This is a genomic window from Ignavibacteriales bacterium (assembly GCA_016709155.1).
GTDB lineage: Bacteria > Bacteroidota > Ignavibacteria > Ignavibacteriales > Ignavibacteriaceae > JADJEI01.
The window spans coordinates 1677396-1695310 of the sequence record JADJEI010000001.1; the positions used below are offsets into that span (position 1 = coordinate 1677396).

The 17915-nt window shown below is 35.6% G+C and carries 19 protein-coding genes and 1 pseudogene; 15 read left to right on the forward strand and 5 right to left on the reverse strand.

Features of this window, described 5'->3' with window-relative positions:
- The first annotated feature begins 23 nt into the window (after positions 1-23).
- Positions 24-2936 carry a histidine kinase gene (locus tag IPH11_08035; protein ID MBK6913606.1) on the forward strand — a complete coding sequence of 971 codons (2913 nt, stop codon included), beginning with the start codon at positions 24-26 and terminating at the stop codon, positions 2934-2936.
- Between the two features lie 33 nt (positions 2937-2969).
- Here the strand turns inward: IPH11_08035 and IPH11_08040 are convergent, their stop codons facing one another.
- From IPH11_08040 to IPH11_08050, 3 genes are read right to left on the reverse strand one after another with little or no spacing between them, the layout of a single operon-like run.
- On the reverse strand, positions 2970-4505 hold the full coding sequence (locus tag IPH11_08040; GenBank protein MBK6913607.1) for an N-acetylmuramoyl-L-alanine amidase: 1536 nt from the start codon (positions 4503-4505) through the stop codon (positions 2970-2972).
- Between the two features lie 14 nt (positions 4506-4519).
- Positions 4520-5098, reverse strand: coding sequence for an isoprenylcysteine carboxylmethyltransferase family protein (locus IPH11_08045; GenBank protein ID MBK6913608.1), 579 nt, complete (start codon positions 5096-5098; stop codon positions 4520-4522).
- Between the two features lie 44 nt (positions 5099-5142).
- Positions 5143-5358, reverse strand: coding sequence for a hypothetical protein (locus IPH11_08050; GenBank protein MBK6913609.1), 216 nt, complete (start codon positions 5356-5358; stop codon positions 5143-5145).
- Positions 5359-5587: 229 nt separating this feature from the next.
- Here IPH11_08050 and IPH11_08055 point away from each other — a divergent pair, with 229 nt between their 5' ends.
- Positions 5588-6565, forward strand: a complete 978-nt coding sequence (locus tag IPH11_08055) for a cytochrome c (GenBank protein MBK6913610.1) — start codon at positions 5588-5590, stop codon at positions 6563-6565.
- An 81-nt stretch (positions 6566-6646) separates the two neighbouring features.
- Positions 6647-7516: a polyphosphate kinase 2 family protein gene (locus IPH11_08060; protein MBK6913611.1), complete on the forward strand. Its 870-nt coding sequence runs from the start codon at positions 6647-6649 to the stop codon at positions 7514-7516.
- Here the strand turns inward: IPH11_08060 and IPH11_08065 are convergent.
- A pseudogene (locus IPH11_08065) lies at positions 7513-7867 on the reverse strand (arsenate reductase). The gene IPH11_08060 and the pseudogene IPH11_08065 sit on opposite strands and share 4 nt — an antisense overlap.
- 147 nt (positions 7868-8014) lie before the next feature.
- Between IPH11_08065 and IPH11_08070 the strand changes: the two are divergent.
- From IPH11_08070 to IPH11_08085, 4 genes are read left to right on the forward strand one after another with little or no spacing between them, the layout of a single operon-like run.
- Positions 8015-8773, forward strand: coding sequence for a geranylgeranylglyceryl/heptaprenylglyceryl phosphate synthase (locus IPH11_08070; protein ID MBK6913612.1), 759 nt, complete (start codon positions 8015-8017; stop codon positions 8771-8773).
- A 60-nt stretch (positions 8774-8833) separates the two neighbouring features.
- Positions 8834-9610, forward strand: coding sequence for a hypothetical protein (locus IPH11_08075; GenBank protein MBK6913613.1), 777 nt, complete (start codon positions 8834-8836; stop codon positions 9608-9610).
- Complete coding sequence (locus IPH11_08080; protein ID MBK6913614.1) at positions 9603-10085, forward strand: type II toxin-antitoxin system VapC family toxin; 483 nt, start codon at positions 9603-9605, stop codon at positions 10083-10085. The genes IPH11_08075 and IPH11_08080 overlap by 8 nt, the downstream gene beginning before the upstream one ends.
- Before the next feature lie 16 nt (positions 10086-10101).
- Positions 10102-10692 (forward strand): D-sedoheptulose 7-phosphate isomerase, encoded by a 591-nt coding sequence (locus IPH11_08085; protein ID MBK6913615.1) that lies wholly within the window; start codon positions 10102-10104, stop codon positions 10690-10692.
- A 22-nt stretch (positions 10693-10714) separates the two neighbouring features.
- Here IPH11_08085 and IPH11_08090 read toward each other — a convergent pair whose 3' ends face one another.
- Positions 10715-11206, reverse strand: coding sequence for a DUF192 domain-containing protein (locus IPH11_08090; protein MBK6913616.1), 492 nt, complete (start codon positions 11204-11206; stop codon positions 10715-10717).
- Between the two features lie 89 nt (positions 11207-11295).
- Between IPH11_08090 and IPH11_08095 the strand changes: the two genes are divergently transcribed.
- The 8 genes from IPH11_08095 (at position 11296) to IPH11_08130 (ending at position 17840) form a co-directional block, all read left to right on the forward strand.
- The gene (locus IPH11_08095) at positions 11296-12138 is read left to right on the forward strand and encodes a prolyl oligopeptidase family serine peptidase (GenBank protein ID MBK6913617.1); all 843 of its coding nucleotides are present in this window, start codon (positions 11296-11298) and stop codon (positions 12136-12138) included.
- A 66-nt stretch (positions 12139-12204) separates the two neighbouring features.
- Positions 12205-12471: a DUF1844 domain-containing protein gene (locus tag IPH11_08100; GenBank protein ID MBK6913618.1), complete on the forward strand. Its 267-nt coding sequence runs from the start codon at positions 12205-12207 to the stop codon at positions 12469-12471.
- 1 nt (position 12472) lies between these two features.
- Positions 12473-13372: an NAD(+)/NADH kinase gene (locus tag IPH11_08105; protein ID MBK6913619.1), complete on the forward strand. Its 900-nt coding sequence runs from the start codon at positions 12473-12475 to the stop codon at positions 13370-13372.
- Between the two features lie 2 nt (positions 13373-13374).
- Positions 13375-13884, forward strand: coding sequence for a thioredoxin (locus tag IPH11_08110; GenBank protein ID MBK6913620.1), 510 nt, complete (start codon positions 13375-13377; stop codon positions 13882-13884).
- 214 nt (positions 13885-14098) lie between these two features.
- On the forward strand, positions 14099-15454 hold the full coding sequence (locus IPH11_08115; protein MBK6913621.1) for an exo-alpha-sialidase: 1356 nt from the start codon (positions 14099-14101) through the stop codon (positions 15452-15454).
- Positions 15364-16137: a hypothetical protein gene (locus IPH11_08120; protein MBK6913622.1), complete on the forward strand. Its 774-nt coding sequence runs from the start codon at positions 15364-15366 to the stop codon at positions 16135-16137. The genes IPH11_08115 and IPH11_08120 overlap by 91 nt, the downstream gene beginning before the upstream one ends.
- 253 nt (positions 16138-16390) lie before the next feature.
- Positions 16391-16747: an H-type lectin domain-containing protein gene (locus tag IPH11_08125; protein MBK6913623.1), complete on the forward strand. Its 357-nt coding sequence runs from the start codon at positions 16391-16393 to the stop codon at positions 16745-16747.
- A gap of 160 nt (positions 16748-16907) precedes the next feature.
- Positions 16908-17840 (forward strand): PEGA domain-containing protein, encoded by a 933-nt coding sequence (locus tag IPH11_08130; GenBank protein ID MBK6913624.1) that lies wholly within the window; start codon positions 16908-16910, stop codon positions 17838-17840.
- Positions 17841-17915 lie beyond the last annotated feature (75 nt).

Below are 17915 nucleotides of genomic sequence, written 5' to 3' on the forward strand. Positions count from 1 at the left end.
GGCTGAAGAAGTTCCAAAAGCTTATGCAGCATAAAATCAGAGAAATTCTTCTCGTTTCCAGTATCTATGATAATTATTTATTCGAGGAGGATGGAAGACTCTATGAGCTTATTCGGCAGGAATATCAAACGTTAAACTTGAGCCACGCACCGGAAATCACTCACGTTACAACCGGACTTGAAGCGATAGAACTTCTGACAAATGAAAGCACCTTTGATTTAATTATCACCACCCTTCATTTAGATGATATGCACGTAATTAAATTTGCGCAGATGATAAGGCAGGCAGGCATCAATCTGCCAATAATCCTTCTGGCTTATGACAACCGCGAACGAAAGGAATTGGTTTATAATTATGACACAGCGATTTTTGAAAAAATATTTATTTGGAATGGCGACTATCATCTTGTAATGGGAATTGTAAAATATGTTGAAGACAAGCTGAATGTAGAAAACGATGTTTTGAATATTGGAGTGCAAACTATAATTCTTGTTGAAGACAACGTGAAATTTTATTCAACTTATCTTCCTTTAATTTACACGGAGATTTTCAAACAGTCACAAAGACTGATTTCCGAAGGGATAAATCTTAAGCACAAATTTTTAAGAATGAGAGCACGCCCAAAGATTTTATTGGCTACAACATTTGAAGAAGCATGGGGTTATTTTGAAAAATATAAAGAGCACATCCTCGGAATTATTTCCGACAATAATTTCAGACACAACGGGGCTAAAGATCCGGAAGCTGGATTAAAATTTGCAAAGCTGGTAAAAAGCCAGCACAAAGATATTCCGATCGTCATTCAATCTTCAAATGCTGAAATAGCCGGTCCGGCAAACGAAATTGGCTGTTCTTTCATTCAAAAAAATTCCCCCAGCCTGCTTCATGATTTAAGAGATTTTATGATGAATAATTTTGGCTTCGGTGATTTTATTTTTCAAACACCGGATGGAAGAGAAGTAGGGAGGGCAAAAAATATTTTTGAAATGATGGAAATGCTTAAATCAGTCAGCGACTCAAGTCTGTTCTATCATGCTGAAGGCAATCATTTTTCTAAGTGGCTGAAAGCCCGAACGGAATTTTGGCTTGCGCATCAATTAAGACCAAAGAAAGTTACGGAGTTTAAAAATGCAGATGAACTTAGAAATCTTCTTTATAAATCCTTAAAAGAATATGTTGAAATAAGACAGCGCGGAGTGGTTACTGACTTCAGCAAAAAATTATTTGATCCAAAAAATAGTTTTTCCAGAATAGCCGGCGGATCGCTCGGTGGAAAAGCAAGGGGGTTGGGATTTATTAATTCCTTGATTTACAATTATAACATCAGGAATAAATTTGAGGGGGTGGAAATCACAGTTCCTTCTGCCGTTATTATCGCAACAGATGTATTCGATCAATTTATTCAGGAAAATAATTTAGAATCATTCGCGCTAAATGAATCTGACGATTTAAAGATTACACAAAAGTTTATTGAGGCTTCTTTCTTCCCGCAGGATGTGATCGAAAAACTATCTGATTTTCTTGATTTCGTTCATGAACCATTGGCAGTACGTTCGTCAAGTTTGCTTGAAGATTCGCAGTTTCAGCCTTTTGCCGGGGTCTATCAAACCTATATGATTCCTAACAGCAATTCTGATAAAAACATCAGACTTGATGAACTGCTTCAATCAATCAGAAGTGTTTACGCTTCAACTTTTCATCGAATGGCGAAAGATTATATGAAAGCCACTTCGTACAGATTAGAAGAAGAAAAAATGGCAGTGATAATTCAGAAACTTGTGGGTGCAAAAAGAGAAGAACGCTTTTATCCTGATTTTGCAGGGGTTGCGAAGTCTTATAATTTTTATCCCGTCCCCCCGCAAAAATCAGTTGATGGAATAGCGCTCGTTGCCCTTGGCTTGGGCAAAACAGTTGTTGAAGGAGGAAACACTGTCCGCTTTTGTCCAAAGTACCCGAAACATCTTTTGCAATTTTTTTCTACTAAAGAAACAATAAGAAACGCGCAACAAGATTTTTATGCGCTTGATCTTAATGGAAAGTTGAACCACCATCCCGATCGCACCGAAGATATACTTGTAAAAAAATATGATCTAACACAATCTGAAACAGATGGAACTCTTTATGCAGTTGGATCAACATATTCGCCCGAGAATGATTCGGTTTATGAAGGTATTTCTCGCAGCGGAATGCGTGTGGTTACATTTGCGCCGATTCTAAAACACAAAATGTTTCCCCTCGCAGAAATACTTGAACTACTGCTTGAGCTTGGTACGTGGGGGATGGGCGTTTCGGTTGAAATAGAATTTGCAGTTAATTTAGATGTTCCCGAAGGTAAGCCAAAAGAATTTGCCATGCTGCAAATGCGACCATTGGTTATAAGCCGCGAAGCAGAAGAGTTGAATGTTGAAGAATTAGACGAATCAAAGCTTATCTGTCATAGCCAGCAAGTATTGGGCAATGGTGCAATCAATGATCTTCATGATATAATAATGATTGATATAAATAAATTTGACCGATCTAAAACTAAAGAAACAGCTTACGAAGTAAGCCAGTTGAATGCGAAGCTGGTTTCAGAAAAGCGCCCGTACATTTTAATCGGCGTAGGCAGGTGGGGGTCGCTTGATCATTGGCTTGGCATACCCGTAACCTGGGATCAGATTTCGGGAGCGGCAGCTATAGTTGAAGCTGGCTTCAAAGATTTAAATGTTACCCCCTCGCAAGGATCGCACTTTTTTCAGAACATTACTTCGTTTCGAGTTGGATATTTTACCGTCAGTTCTCTGAGTCACCAGGGATTTATCGACTGGGATTGGCTGCTCGAAAAAAAACCGTTGGAAGAATTAAACTATGTTAAACACTTAAGGTTTGATAGCTCGATCACTGTTAGAATTAATGGGCACAAAAATAAAGGAATAATTCTGAAACCAGGAATGTGATTGTGCAAATTAAATAATCATTCTCAATTGAATTCAGTTTGATTCAATTTGTTTATCATAAAATTGCTTAAAATTTTTCAATGCCTGAAAAATTGAATTTGCAATTTTCTGTTGTCCATCTTTTGACTTAAGAAATGCCGCATCATTTGTATTAGATAAAAATCCTGTTTCAATTAGAACATTCGGCATTGAAGCCCCCACCAACACATAGAAACCTGCTTGCTTAATTCCACGAGATGACAACTTAAGATTTGCTGTTAATTGTTTGTCAAGCATCTCGGCAAACTTTTCCGAATACTTCATATAAGTAGAGTGCGCCATATTTACTAATATGAAATTTTCATCAGTCAGTTTTTGATAGCGATTGGGATTCTCTTCATATTGAATCACACTATTTTCACGTTCGGCAATTGTAATGGCTTCCTGAGTTCTGCCGGGGCGAAGCAAATAAACTTCAAATCCTTCCGCATCAGAAGGTTTCTTAGGTGTAGAATTGCAATGAATGGAAATAAAAATTTTACCGTCATTTTCATTGGCTATTTTTCCGCGCTTGTAAAGATCAACCTGGGTGTCAGTCTTGCGGGTGTAAACTACCTTTATATCTTTCATGTTTTCCTCAAGCAATTTGCCGAGTTTTAGAGCAACACTTAGATTAACATCTTTTTCTTTAACCCCCCCGACCCCAATTGCGCCCGCATCAACACCACCATGACCGGCATCAATCACAACAACATCAAATATCCATTTCTCTTTATCTTTTTCAGATTTGCCTTCAAAGATTTTATTATGAAGAGTAATTTGAACATCATCGCTGTTTTCAACATCTAAGACATCACTTGCTGTAAATTCTTTTCCAAGTCTAAAATAAATCTCGCAGTCTGCTCCAACATTTTTAGATGATATTGATTTAACTAACCCTTTTCCCCCGGTGAAGTTTAGTTTAGAAGTGTCGACGGCTACTTTTCTAAATGTAATTGTCAAAACATCGTCTTTAAATGAACTTTTGTACGATGGAATTCTTTTATTGGATTTAATAGTAACAAGAGTTCCGTTCGTCTTTTGATCCATTGAAAAACCAAAAACATTAAAGCTGCCTGGAGTAGAAATAACTGTCGGTTCATTTTCGTTTGGTGTTTCGTCTTTAATGATTATCTGGTTGGGTTTTGTAAAATCAATTTTTTTGTTCAATAAAGTGCCAAGCAAGCCAGCCACATATTTAGCAGGGATATAAATGTGTCCTTTGATAAGATAGGTTGAAGTGGGGAGTTGTATAATGTTGGTGCTATTATCTTTTTTTGATGTAAAAATTATGTAAGGATTTCGCGCAGAAATTTTTACTGAATAATAATCAGATTTAAGTTCAATTTTCCCTGCACCCTCGTTAATAAAATAGTTTAATGAAACCGCTTCAGCGAAACTTTTTGCAGAAAAATAAAAAGTACCCTGCCTTTCATACGCTGGGATATATAAAATCCCCTTGCTCGTTTGAATTATAAATTGTTCGTCTTCCTGAGCAAGAAGTGTTGATGCAAAAAGTAAAACAAAAAAACAGAACTTAAATAAACTCATTTTGAATGAATCGCTTAACCAATGAAGGGAAAGAAAAAGCCCGATTTCTTTTTATACGTAGTAAATTTTTCTCCAAAATATTTATTGTGAAGTTTATCTTCTAGAGCGGCACGCATAATCAAAATCGGGATTTCAATTATTGCCAGAGGCAGAACGACATAAGACATAACCGCAAGCCCGCTGCCAAGATCCAATAGTATTTGTGAAAGATATTGGGGGTGGCGAATGACCGAATAAATTCCGGTTGTAACAAGTTGATGATTCCTTTTAATTACAACCTCCTGCGAATAATTGTCGCTAAGTTTTTTAAAGGAAAGAATCTGCAGCCAGCTAAAAATTAGATAAACAATAAGCCCAATAAGGCGCGGGGTTTTTAACTCTTCAGAATATTCTAAAGTACCAATCTGAAAAACTCCAAATATTAATGCAAGTAAGGTGAAAGAAGAAACAACCAGAGGAAATTTTTGAAGAAATGTTTTTGGCTTTTCTCTTACTTCGGTCAGAGTAGATTTTAAATTTTTATTGGCGGTTGAAAAATTGGCTGCGAATGTTGCGATTACATTTAGTCCCGCAATGATATTTATTGGATCCATAATTTTCTAATGTTATCAGTTTGCTGAATAAATTGAATTAAAAATTAACTAAGTTTTCTTCCGTGACGCTGCATTATTTCAACCCACTCCTTTTCGCTTATTTGTTCCGATTCTTCAATAAGCATAATGGGAATGTCCTTTTCTATTCGATAACGGCGTCTTGTAGCTTTATCCGTTGAAACAAGCGTATCTCCATCTAACACGAGATCTGCTTTTGTTTCCGGGCAGCAGAGCATTTCTAATAATTCTTTACTAATCATTTTTAACTTTATTTTTTTTGATTGTTAAGTTAATTCATTGAAGCGAAAAAACTTCAACGGAAATTTTAAGTAAGAAAAATCATTTATACTTCAACTCGGTCTCTTAAACTACTTTACAGTCCCCGGTTAAAAAAAAATTGTTTTTTAGCCAATGAGTAAGTAAATTTTAAATGTTTAATCAGAGTGACACTAAATCCAAATAACTATTTATCAGTTTCTAGGAGTAATTATGAGAAAATTTTTCAGCTATGTGGGAATTTTTTTGGGGATTCTGATCGTTGCTATTGTGGGATTATTAATTTACTTCAACTTTAATTATCCCGATGTTGACCCGCCAAGAAATATTAAAGTTGAATCAACACCCGAAAGAATTGCCCGTGGAGAATACCTTGCGAAGAACGTAACGATTTGTCTTGATTGTCATTCTACGCGGGATTACTCTAAATTTTCTGCCCCAATCGTTCCGGGTTCAGACGGAAAGGGTGGAGAAGGGTTTTTGGAAAAATATGGTTTTCCCGGAAATATTTATAGTAAAAATTTAACCCCTGCTGCAATTGGAAATTGGACCGATGGAGAATTAATCCGAGCGATTACATGCGGGGTAAATAAAGATGACAAAGCATTATTCCCTTTAATGCCTTATCTAAATTACAATCAACTTTCGGAAGAAGATCTTTATTCGATAGTTGCATATCTCAGAACTTTAAAACCAATTGAGAATCAAGTCCCTGAAACGGAATTAAATTTTCCTTTGAATCTGATTGTAAAAACTATTCCGGTGAAATCTTATGAACCAAAAAAATCTATAGACACAACAGATGTTTTAAATTATGGCAAATATTTATTCACAATTGCAAGCTGCGCAGATTGTCATACACAATCGGAAAAGGGGGAGCCATTGCCAGGAATGTATTGTGCTGGTGAAATGGAATTTCCTCTGCCGGGTGGAACACTTCGATCTTCTAACATAACTCCCGATATCGAAACAGGAATCGGTTCGTGGTCTCTTGAACGTTTTCTCGACAGATTTAGAATCTACAGAAATCCCGAATCAATTATTGACGTTACCCCGACTGACTATAATACTATTATGCCAATGACTTTTTATGCTGGAATGACCGATAAAGATTTATCTGCAATTTATACCTACATGCAAACCCTTAAGCCTGTTAAAAATAAAGTAGAAAGATTTTCTGCTAAAAAGTAATTTTGTTTCTATCCTGCCGGTTTGAAGTTGGGAAAGTTTATGATAAATTTCTAATAAAAAAATCCGGCAGGAATTATTAAAATGAAAATTGAAAAATACTTAGCTCATCAACATTCAAAATTTAAAATTTCAGAATTCAAAACTGACGACACAGATAAATTTAATTCTAAGAACGAGGCTGCTGAAATTCTTGAAGAAAACGTTAAAAAAATGTCAGAGCTTCAGGATAAACTTTATGCGCAGGATAAATATTCTTTACTTTTAATTTTTCAAGCAATGGATGCCGCCGGCAAAGACGGCACCATCAAACACGTTATGAGCGGGTTGAATCCTCAGGGCACACAAGTTTACAGCTTCAAGCAGCCTTCGGCAGAAGAAATTGATCATGGTTATCTTTGGAGGATCAACAAGGCTTTGCCCGAAAGGGGGCGGATTGGTATTTTCAATCGTTCGCATTATGAAGAGGTTTTAATAGTACGAGTTCATAATTTGATCGCATCATCAAAACTGCCAGAAAAATTTATAGATAAAAATATCTGGCAAAGGCGGTTTGAACATATAACAAATTTTGAAAAATATCTTTACGAGAACGGAACAGTAATCTTAAAATTCTTTCTTCACATTTCTAAAGAAGAACAGAAAAAAAGATTTCTCGAACGGATTGATAACCCAGCAAAGAACTGGAAATTTGCGATGGGCGATATTGAAGAAAGAAAATATTGGGACGAATATCAAAAATGTTATGAAGAAGCAATCGCCGCAACAAGCAAAGACTGCTCTCCGTGGTTTATAATTCCTGCCGATAAAAAATGGTTTGCGAGGCTTCTTGTTTCAGAAATTATTGTTGAAACATTAAAGAAACTAAAACCGGAATATCCCGAGCTCACGGATGAGCAAAATAAAGAATTACTTAACGCGAAAAATATTTTAACGGGCGAAAAAAATATTTAAGCAAAGAGTTCCTTTATTTTTTCAGCAGGTCGGGCAAGAATTGCTTCATCACCAATCTCAACAATTGGTCTTTGAACAAGAGCAGGATTTTTAATCATCAAGTTTATAATTTCGTCGTCAGATAGATTTTCTATTTTCCCCTTTAGATTTTTATAGGCGTCTTCATTCTTACGAAGTAATTCCAAAGGTTTCATTTTTAAGCTTGGTTAACAATGACTTTAGTTTGGATTTCGAAAAGGGTTTTATGTAATAGTTTACTTTTTCAAAATCCACTCCCATTTCTTTCAAAATATTAACTGTTTTTCTGCAAGTTGTACAAGTTGGTTTTTCATAAATAATAATTTTTTTCACTTCTGCTCCATTAAGTAATATTACTTTTGAAGATAAAAATAATATATTTGCAGGAAAGAAAATTGCTGCAGATAGCAAAGATCAAATCAGCCGATTTTTTTCTATAAAACAAAGTGGATTTATTAGAGCAACTTATCAGCATTTATTATGAAAATTTACAATTATCTTTTAGATATAATTAAAACCAAGGGTGCAGCACATTTGGTTCTGTTGGATCCAGACAAAGTGAATAGCAATAAATTATCGGGTCTTTTAGATGGCTGTGCCGCCGGCGGTGTTGATGGTTTGCTTATCGGAGGAAGTCTGATGATGAATGGAGATTTCCAGTCTTTCTTAAAAGAAGTAAAAGCACACACAAAAATCCCAACGATTATTTTTCCGGGAAGTGTCAATCAGGTTTCAGAATTCGCAGACGCAATTTTGTTTCTTTCGGTAATCAGCGGGAGAAACGCCGACCATTTAATCGGCAGGCATGTTATTGCTTCACCCTTAATAAAGAAAAGTGGAATTGAACCGATTTCAACAGGCTACATTTTGATTGAATCCGGAGTAACAACAACTGCAATTTACATGAGCGGAAGTCTTCCAGTGCCTCGAAACAAACCCGAAATAGCTGCTGCAACCGCATTAGCCGCCGATTATATTGGGATGAAATTGGTTTATCTCGAAGCCGGAAGCGGTGCCGATAATCCTGTACCAAACGAAATGATAAAAGCTGTTTCTGAATACTGTTCTATTCCGGTAATTGTAGGAGGGGGAATCAAAACTCCCGAAACTGCTCGCGAAAAAGTTAAACACGGTGCATCCATTATCGTCACCGGAAATTTCTTTGAGAAAGAAAATAATTGGAATTTCATTAGAGAGTTTGCTTCTGCGGTACATCATAAGTCACCGATTGAAGTTTAATTAGATTGAAATTGTATAATTACATTTTTAAGTTATGTTTAGTTAATTGTTTTATAAAGAATGAATAAAATTGGTCAAATAGAAATTATTGTTAAGGGGTTTAAAGGTAATGTTGAGGTTACACCGGACAATTATGACATAAAAGATATTGTAGATATTCTACAGAATGTTGAAAGTTTGCTTTTCCCAAATAATAAAAAAGAACGACCTATTATTAGTTATGACATTGAAAAAGGTTCAGTAAAGCATATCATCAAAACTTCTATGCAGGCTATTTTAGGTTTTAATGCAATACTTTTTCAAGTTCAAAATGATAACTCAATCGATTTTCTCGAAATTCAAACAGCAAAAGCATTCGAGTTTTTTCAAGAATCAGCACAAAAACAAAATTTTGAATTCACTATTTCAACTTCAATTCAAAACACTTCTCAAATTGTAATTAATAAGGATACTAAGCTACATCGTTCTGAAGAGGTTTGGGCAGATGCAGAATTTTATTTTTATGGAGTTATTATTGATGCTGGTGGTAAGTTAAAAGCTAATATTCATTTAGATACAAAAGATTATGGTTTGTTAAAAATAGATGCATCTAAAGAGGTTTTAGCGGAGTACGAATCTAATCCATTGTATAAATCATTTGGTGTAAGAGCTCTCGGCAAACAAAATATTAAAACTGGTGAATTAGATAAAAGTGAATTGAAACTTGTAGATATAATTGATTACAATCCATTATATAAAGAAGACTACATTAAGTCGTTAATTAAAAAAGCTAGAAATAGCTGGGGAAATGTTAAAGATGCAGATGAGTGGTTAAGTAATTTGAGGGGCTATGGATAGTAAAAATATTCTTCTCGATACAAGTTTTTTTATTCGTCTCTTAAATGATAATGATTTGCTTCATTCAAACACATTAGAATATTATAAGTATTTCTTAGAAAAACAATTTATTCTAAAATGTTCAACTATTTCAATTTCTGAATATTGTGTTAAGGGACAATTAGAAGAATTGCCTTTAAAAGATATTCAAATTGTCCCTTTTAATATTAATCATGCACAAAAAGCTGGAGAATTTGCAAGGATTATTTTTGAAAACAAAGGTAAACTTGAAGCAGAAAAAAGGAACATTATTCCCAACGATACAAACCTATTTGCTCAAGCAGAAATAGAAAAAGAAATTACCACATTTGCAACTTCTGATGAGGAATGTTTAAAGATTTATACTTTGTTAAAACAAAACTACAATTTAAATTTTGACACAATTAATATTCGACAACCCTTCAACGAAACCTTTGGTTTGCTTGACTTGAAATAGCAAATATTAAATCATTATGGACCCACAAAAATTTATTATTGATTCATTGAACGAAAGTTCTGAAACAAAGCTTAAAATTAAAGATCAGCTTGCTGATGAAATTTTAAAAGCTGTTGATATACTTGTTTCTGCCTATAAAGACGGCAACAAACTTTTGCTTTGCGGCAATGGTGGCAGCGCTGCAGATTGCCAGCATATAGCTACAGAATTGATGATTAGATTGAGTCATCATATTCAGCGCCCCGCACTTCCCGCAATAGCACTCACAACAGACACATCAAATCTGACTGCAGGCGGAAATGATATTGGATTTGAAAATGTTTTTGCAAGAAATGTAGAAGGACTCGGAAATAGGGGGGATGTTCTTCTGGCAATTTCAACGAGCGGCAACTCGCCAAATGTAGTTAAAGCAGTGGAAATGGCTCATTCCAAAGGAATGAAAGTATTTGGTTTCCTTGGCGGTAACGGAGGCAAATTAAAATCTGTGGTTGATCTTCCTTTAGTGGTTCCGTCGTCAAACACTCAAAGAATACAGGAAGGACACATTACTATCGCTCACATTATTTGCGAGCTTGTTGAAGATAAATTATTTGATGACAAGAGTTAAATAAACTTCTTAGAAATTTGTTTTAATTTCGCTTCCAATCAATTCTATCCCCAACCCGAATGTTGTGCCTTTCTGTAAATCCCGCGACAACTTCAACCACATACATCGCCGGCTTGGAGGAGGGATAAGTTTGGTCGGAAAGCTTAGTTGTGTTTCTATGAATCGTCACGATTTCTTTTGCTGCATTAATAAACATCATATCCAGTGATATCAAAGTATTTCTCATCCAGAAAGAGAGAATTTGTTCATCCGGAAAAATGAAAAGCATTCCCTGATTTTCTTTCATCTCAATTCGCTTCATCAATCCCAATTCTCTTTCATATTCGTTATCGGCAACCTCGAGATCAATTTTAGTTTTTGATGTTCCGAGTGAATCACTAAAACTAAGCTCACCTTCTTTAGTAAAATTATAATAATCCATTTTGGGTTTATCTTCTTTAAAAAAATTGTTATAGATAAAAAATCCCGCAGCAGCAATTAAAAGAATCCCTCCAACAATTTTTTGTGTTGACATTTTATTTGAAGTTTGTTTTTGTTTCTTTTGGGGCATAGTTAAATTTCCGATATTTGTGAAAGGCAAATATAAACAATCCGATTTTTAAATTGATCCGAATAATTGAGCGACGAAAAATAGAAGTAAACGAATCTCAACAAAAGATGATAATCAGCGGTTGGGGAAAAGACGCGCTTGAAAAGTCTGATGTTGAAAAAATAACTTATCTATCAGATGGACTAAAAGTAAAAGGATATATTGCATATCCCAAAGACGATTCAAAAAAATATCCGTGCATTATCTGGTGCAGAGGCGGGTTTGGAAATAAAGGAGCGATTGATAAATTTACTGCACGCGGAATGTTTGGTCATATTGCAAGTTTGGGCTATTGTGTTTTTACAAGTCAATATCGCGGAAATGATGGAGGTGAAGGGCACGACGACTTTGGCGGCGATGATTTAAATGATGTTCTAAATCTTATTCCTCTTGCTGGTGAAATTCCACAAGCAAATAGAAAAGTATGGGGAATAGAAGGTTGGAGCCGCGGTGGAATGATGACCTATCTTACTTTAACCCTCTCAGATATTTTTAAAGCTGCAATTATCGTAGGGGGAATTTCAGATCTTAATGGCGACTCCAACAGTTTTATGAACAGGCTTTATGAAAATAAAACTTCTGAGCTTGACCGAAAAGAATTGAGGGAAAAATGTGAGATAAGATCAGTTATAAATTTTCCGGAAAAACTTTCTGCTTCTACTAATTTACTTTTAATACACGGCACAGCAGATGAAACAGTCTCACCGCAGAACTCACTTGATCTTTCATCAAAGCTGCTTCAACTAAAAAGAAATTTTCGATTGGTTATGTTGGAAAGTGGGGATCATTTCTTAAAATCCTACCGCAAAGAAGTTGATGAAATGAGAAAGCACTGGTTTGGGAAATATTTGAAATGACATTTTAGCATTGTAAGAGTCTGTTGATTAATTGTAATTTTACAATTAAAAATCTATCTGTAAATAATGAACAAACCAATTTCGAACGAAGAACTTTTTCTTCAGCTTGTGCTTCAAAACCAGCAAATGGCAATGATATCTATGGGGAAAACTCAAAATCCACTTACGCAAAAGCTCGAACCTAATTTAGAATTCGCAAAAATTACAATTGACATGCTCGATATGATCGTCGAAAAGACAAAGGGAAACTTATCTGATTATGAATCGAAATTAATTACCGAAGTTATTCGCGATTTGAAATTAAATTATGTTGAGGCAACAAAAAGCAAATAAAATGACTCTTGGAGTAATTGCAAATATCACCAAAGAAAATGTTGCAAATGTAGTTTCAACATTTATTGAAAAGCTTCAAAAAAACAAGCTTGATTATTTATTAAGCTCTGATCTTTGGAAATTCAGAAAACATTTTACAATTAAAATTCCGAAGCAAAATTTTCTTACGGATAAAAAACTTTGTGAACTGAGCGATATAATTATTTCAATCGGCGGCGATGGAACAATGCTTGCAACCGCTTTCAACGCACAGTTTTTTGATAAGCCGGTTCTTGGAGTGAATCTTGGGAAGCTCGGTTTTCTCGTCGAAGCAAACATCAATCAGATGGATGAAATTATTAAAGAAATCAAATCTAAAAAATATTCGATTGAGGAAAGAATAGTCATAACCGGGAATTGCACGGGTCATAAAATAGAAAAACTATACGCAATAAATGATCTGGTAATTGATAAAGGTGCCTGGCCTAAAATGATTGAGCTTACTATAATTGTTGATGGAGAGTATGTAACAACTTTTTCTGCCGACGGATTAATTATTGCAACTCCAACTGGGTCAACTGGTTATTCTATTTCTTCCGGCGGACCAATCGTAAGTCCCAAAGCAGACGTAATTACGCTTTCTCCAATTTCGCCGCATAGCTTAACTATTAGACCATTGGTTTTACCAAGCAATCAGGAAATAATTATTCGGGCGAATTCACTGTATAAAGAAATCCAGATCAATTGTGATGGACAAAGAGTTTTTGCTTTTCCCCCACCATTTGAAATTAAAATTAATAAAAGTAAAACCCCGCTTAAGCTTGTTCACACATCATTAACCAGTTACTTCGAAACACTTCGCAACAAGCTGCTTTGGGGAATTGACCTTCGTAGAAATTCCTTGGATAGAAAAGGAGAGTAATTATGAAATTATTTTTCGCAATCGTAGTTCTTTTTACGCAAATAGTTTTTTCTCAAGCGAAAAGTGAAATAACCAAAGATGAGAAAACAGGCAAACCAATGCTGCTTGGAGAAGTAACCCGCGAAGCATTTGAAGACACAAACTTTATTTGGTTTGATAATGAATATTCTGAATATAGAGTTGATACTGCTTCGATTAACGGGCTTGAAGAAAAAATTTCAAAATTTAATTTTAAAATTATTTTAGGAACCTGGTGTGAAGACAGCCAGATGTTTGTGCCGCGGTTGATAAAAATTTTTGATAAGCTCAACCTTCCGGAAAAAAACTATTCTCTAATCTGCGTTGATCGAGAGAAAGAAGGATTGACAAGCGAAGTTGATAACCTCGATATTCAACTAGTGCCAACTATAATAATATATTCCGAAGATGTGGAGATTGGACGAATAGTTGAATCTCCCCAGGAAAATCTCGAAAAGGACATAGTTCGTCTCATAGCTAAACAGAAATTCTGATACTTAATGGTTCAACAGAAAAAAAAAATTATTTTGTCTTTGAGATTGTCATTCTTTTCATATTTTGCGCACTAATTATTGTAAAAGTTTTTTACGATAAGCTCTGGACTCACAATGGAAAAATTTCCTTCGTTCGCTTTAGATGAGTTTCATTTCAAATGCACTGCTTAAATAAATAACAAACATCATTATTAATATTTAAATTGGAGAAAGTATGAATCGTGTATTCTCTTTTGTTTTCCTTTTCTCTGTGCTATTTGTGCTAAATAGCAACTTACAAGCTCAGTTTAGCGATGAACGTATGTGGAGCACTCAAATTCGCCCCACCGGTGAATTTTTTGACGTTCCTCAAAGCGCAATTGATTATGTCCATCCCAATTCAGATCCAAGAGTTTTTTCTACACCTCTTGGTACCGTTGTAATTGATCCTAACTTTCGGGTGTTCCCAAGCACTTACACTCAAAGCGAAACTCCTATTACAAGGCATCCAACAAATTCAAACATTATGTATGGATCCTCTAACTCAGTTAAGATAAGCCCCTTCACAATCAGCGAGGGATTATACTTAACAACAGATGGCGGAACTACCTGGTTTGGAAATGATAAAACTCTATCGAACCCAACAACAAATCACGGCGGCGATCCCGCTCCAGGCATTGATGCAAATGGAAGACTTTATATGTCCCATTTAGGATATACTACTGTCGGTATGTTTGTTACCAATTCTTCCGACATGGGTACAACATGGTCAAATGATTACACAATTGTTTCAGGCTCACAAGATAAAAATCATACGGTAGTTGATAACATTCCAACGAGTCCTTACTTTGGAAGAGTATATGTAAGCTGGTCAAGGTTTACATCGGCTGCCCCACCCATTGCTGTTTCTTACACGACAAACAGCGGAACAAGCTGGAGTGCTTCTGCAAATATCAACACTCCTCCTGCCGGTCATTACTCCCAGGGAGTTAACGGCGCTATCGGACCTAATGGCGAAGTTTATATGGTATGGCAAAACCCAATTACAGGAGGTAACTACACCGGTGATTATATGGGATTTGGAAAATCTACAAACGGCGGCGCCACATGGACAGTAAACAATAATATTTACGATTGTAATGGAATCCGCGGATACTTATTTCCTACAAGTATAAGGGTTAATGATTTCCCGTGGATGGGAGTTGATGTTACTGGCGGTGCTCAGAATGGGTGGATTTATGTGGTTCATGCCGAAAAGAACTTAGCTCCTTCCGGTTCAGATGCTGATATTATTTTACACCGCTCTACCGATGGCGGAACAACATGGTCTTCCGGCATCAGAGTTAATCAGGATGCTCTCAACAATGGTAAGGTTCAATACTGCCCTGCTCTCGTTGTTGGCGGCGATGGAAGTGTTAATGTGGTTTATTATGATAATAGAAATATAAGCACTGACTCTGCAACTGTTTATCTTTCAAGATCAACTGATGGTGGAAACACATGGACGGATTTGGAAGTAGCAGATCATCACTTCAAACCAAAACCGATCGCAGGACTTGCCGGCGGATACCAGGGGATTACATCGGTGTAACAGAAGCAAACGGAATTGTTTGGCCTTATTGGTGCGATGACAAATCTGGTATTTATCAAGCGTGGACTACCAAAGTTGATTTCAATGGCGTGGTTACAAACCCAAACATTGTTCCATCATTAACCGTTACACCCTCTTCTGGCAACGGTGTGTTTAGCGTGAATTTTTCAGCAACCAACAACGAAGTGACGCCTCAAACCTTCGGTCTTTGGTTAGAGGAAACCCTCCCTAACAATAGGATCAAATTAATTTATAACAAAACTATTACTGTTAATCCCGGGCAAACCTTTAGCGGAGTTAAAAACAAAAATTACTCGACCAAACCGCTAGGTATTTACACCTACACCTTACGAGTCGGGACTTACCCTTCAACCGTTTGGGCAAGCGACGTAAAGACTTACACCAAAACTGTGATTGAATTAAGCAAAGGTAATTCTGATGATGAATTGATTCCGGAAACAGCCGTGTTGGAATCAAATTATCCCAATCCGTTTAATCCATCAACCACAATTCGTTTTGGATTAAGCCAGGATGCTAATGTATCGTTGAAAATTTTTAACGCACTTGGTCAGGAAGTGGCTACATTAGTAAATGAATTAATGCGGGTTATTATGATGTTGTGTGGAACGGTAATGATAATTCCGGCAACCAAGTTACAAGTGGAATTTATTTTTATCGGCTGAACACAGGAAATTTTGTTGAAGTTAAGAAGATGTTATTGACGAAGTAAAATCAGACATAAATTTATATTTATAATTAAGGCAGCCTTATCCGTTCCTAAACGGAGTCTGCCTTTTTATATTTCCGCGTAACTCTTTTTTTGTATTGTATAAAGATTAAAATATTATTCAACCTTACTTTTGTAATTAAAAATTAATACAGCTATATTTTAAGTGTTCTTTCAATCAATCTTAAATAAAATTAAGGAGGTCAAGTATGAAAAAAGTTCTTTTTGTTTTGGCAGTGTTAGCTTTCTCGACAGCTTTAACTTTTGCCCAGGCTCAAGTTCAAAGTGGAATGTACTCGATAAACTATGAAACACCGGGTTACACGTTGGATAAGAATGAAGGCACAAGATCTTTCAGCCTTGAAGTAAACTTCTTAAAACCATTCGATGTAAAACCGGATGTAGTTTTATCAGTTACTCACATGGATGTTGATCAGGAGACCGCACTGAGATATAAAGTTGAAACTTCCGGTATTTCAAGAGACGGCTTTACTCTTAAGGTTACTACCTGGGGTAATTGCAAAATCTTTGGAATAAGCGGCAACTGGATGGCTCACTCAGAATAACTAAAATTATTCTTATCAATTAGGGTTGTTCTTTGAAATAGTAGAACAACCCTTTTGTTTTTTAAATTATTCAACAAACAACTTTGCTGTACGGAAAGTTCTTTTTAATTTGAATGTAGAGATAATTATCATTTACTAACCTTCATTTAGTTTTATTTCTTTGATACGATTCTTAAAATTATTCTCACTTGCAGTTCTTCTTTTACAAATTATCGGCTGCAATACAAACCCGCCGGATGTTCCGTCAATTCCATTAGTTGATACAGGAAAAGTAATTGTTACTTCAAACGTTGACAGCGCTTTAATATTTGTTGATGATATTTTTACGGGTAATTATTCTCCCGATACTTTAGAAATTTTCGCTGGCGAACATTCAATCAGGCTTGAAAAAGAAAATTACGTTTCTAAAAGTGAAATAATAACCGTTATTAAAAATGAAACGGTAAGTATTAATTTTGATCTCGAATTTGTTACGGTTAATAAAATTGTTTTGCTTGAAGATTTTGCGAACGTAAGCTGTAATCCATGTGTAACTTCGAATAAAATTATTTATTCACTCACTCATTACAACAACGGGCTTAAAGTAATTGCAATAAAATATCCGACAAATTTTCCTTCTCCGAATGATCCATTCTATCTTGCAAATACAGTTGATTGTAATGCACGAATGGGCTACTACAATATTTTTTCTGCCCCAACCACAGTAATTGATGGAATCGAAAAACCAATCTCGACAGACTCAAACGATGTGAAGCAAAAAATTAGTAGTAGAATGATGCAGGCGGCTCAGTTTCGTTTAACAGTTACAGACACACTAATCGGCAGCAGTTACAGCGTTCAAATTAAAGTTGACCTTCTTGATAATTCTAATATTGATTTTAATAGTCTTGTGATTCAAACAGTCGTGATTGAAGAATCAATTGAATTTGCAAATCCGCCTGGCTCAAACGGTGAAACTATTTTTTATGATGTGATGCGGGCAATGCTTCCTTCAAACCAAGGGGAATCAATTGCAGATATTGAAGTAACTGACAGCAAAGGAAATAACCCGACAAATTATGTTGAGTTCTCAATGGCAATCCGAAAAAATTAAAACAGTAGTTTTTGTTCAGGATAAAATCACAAAGGAAGTTTATCAAGTAGAAATTTCAAATTAAAATCAAAAATA

What these genes read in the sequence shown, in the direction of transcription:
- IPH11_08125 (MBK6913623.1), top strand. Translation starts at nt 16,391, where the DNA reads ATGAAAAAAGTTCTTTTTGTTTTGGCAGTGTTAGCTTTCTCGACAGCT.
- IPH11_08070 (MBK6913612.1), top strand. Translation starts at nt 8,015, where the DNA reads ATGAAAATTTACAATTATCTTTTAGATATAATTAAAACCAAGGGTGCA.
- IPH11_08110 (MBK6913620.1), top strand. Translation starts at nt 13,375, where the DNA reads ATGAAATTATTTTTCGCAATCGTAGTTCTTTTTACGCAAATAGTTTTT.
- IPH11_08060 (MBK6913611.1), top strand. Translation starts at nt 6,647, where the DNA reads ATGAAAATTGAAAAATACTTAGCTCATCAACATTCAAAATTTAAAATT.
- IPH11_08045 (MBK6913608.1), bottom strand. Translation starts at nt 5,098, where the DNA reads ATGGATCCAATAAATATCATTGCGGGACTAAATGTAATCGCAACATTC.
- IPH11_08115 (MBK6913621.1), top strand. Translation starts at nt 14,099, where the DNA reads ATGAATCGTGTATTCTCTTTTGTTTTCCTTTTCTCTGTGCTATTTGTG.
- IPH11_08120 (MBK6913622.1), top strand. Translation starts at nt 15,364, where the DNA reads ATGGACGGATTTGGAAGTAGCAGATCATCACTTCAAACCAAAACCGAT.
- IPH11_08055 (MBK6913610.1), top strand. Translation starts at nt 5,588, where the DNA reads ATGAGAAAATTTTTCAGCTATGTGGGAATTTTTTTGGGGATTCTGATC.
- IPH11_08050 (MBK6913609.1), bottom strand. Translation starts at nt 5,358, where the DNA reads ATGATTAGTAAAGAATTATTAGAAATGCTCTGCTGCCCGGAAACAAAA.
- IPH11_08080 (MBK6913614.1), top strand. Translation starts at nt 9,603, where the DNA reads ATGGATAGTAAAAATATTCTTCTCGATACAAGTTTTTTTATTCGTCTC.
- IPH11_08090 (MBK6913616.1), bottom strand. Translation starts at nt 11,206, where the DNA reads ATGTCAACACAAAAAATTGTTGGAGGGATTCTTTTAATTGCTGCTGCG.
- IPH11_08035 (MBK6913606.1), top strand. Translation starts at nt 24, where the DNA reads ATGCAGCATAAAATCAGAGAAATTCTTCTCGTTTCCAGTATCTATGAT.
- IPH11_08075 (MBK6913613.1), top strand. Translation starts at nt 8,834, where the DNA reads ATGAATAAAATTGGTCAAATAGAAATTATTGTTAAGGGGTTTAAAGGT.
- IPH11_08105 (MBK6913619.1), top strand. Translation starts at nt 12,473, where the DNA reads ATGACTCTTGGAGTAATTGCAAATATCACCAAAGAAAATGTTGCAAAT.
- IPH11_08100 (MBK6913618.1), top strand. Translation starts at nt 12,205, where the DNA reads ATGAACAAACCAATTTCGAACGAAGAACTTTTTCTTCAGCTTGTGCTT.
- IPH11_08085 (MBK6913615.1), top strand. Translation starts at nt 10,102, where the DNA reads ATGGACCCACAAAAATTTATTATTGATTCATTGAACGAAAGTTCTGAA.
- IPH11_08040 (MBK6913607.1), bottom strand. Translation starts at nt 4,505, where the DNA reads ATGAGTTTATTTAAGTTCTGTTTTTTTGTTTTACTTTTTGCATCAACA.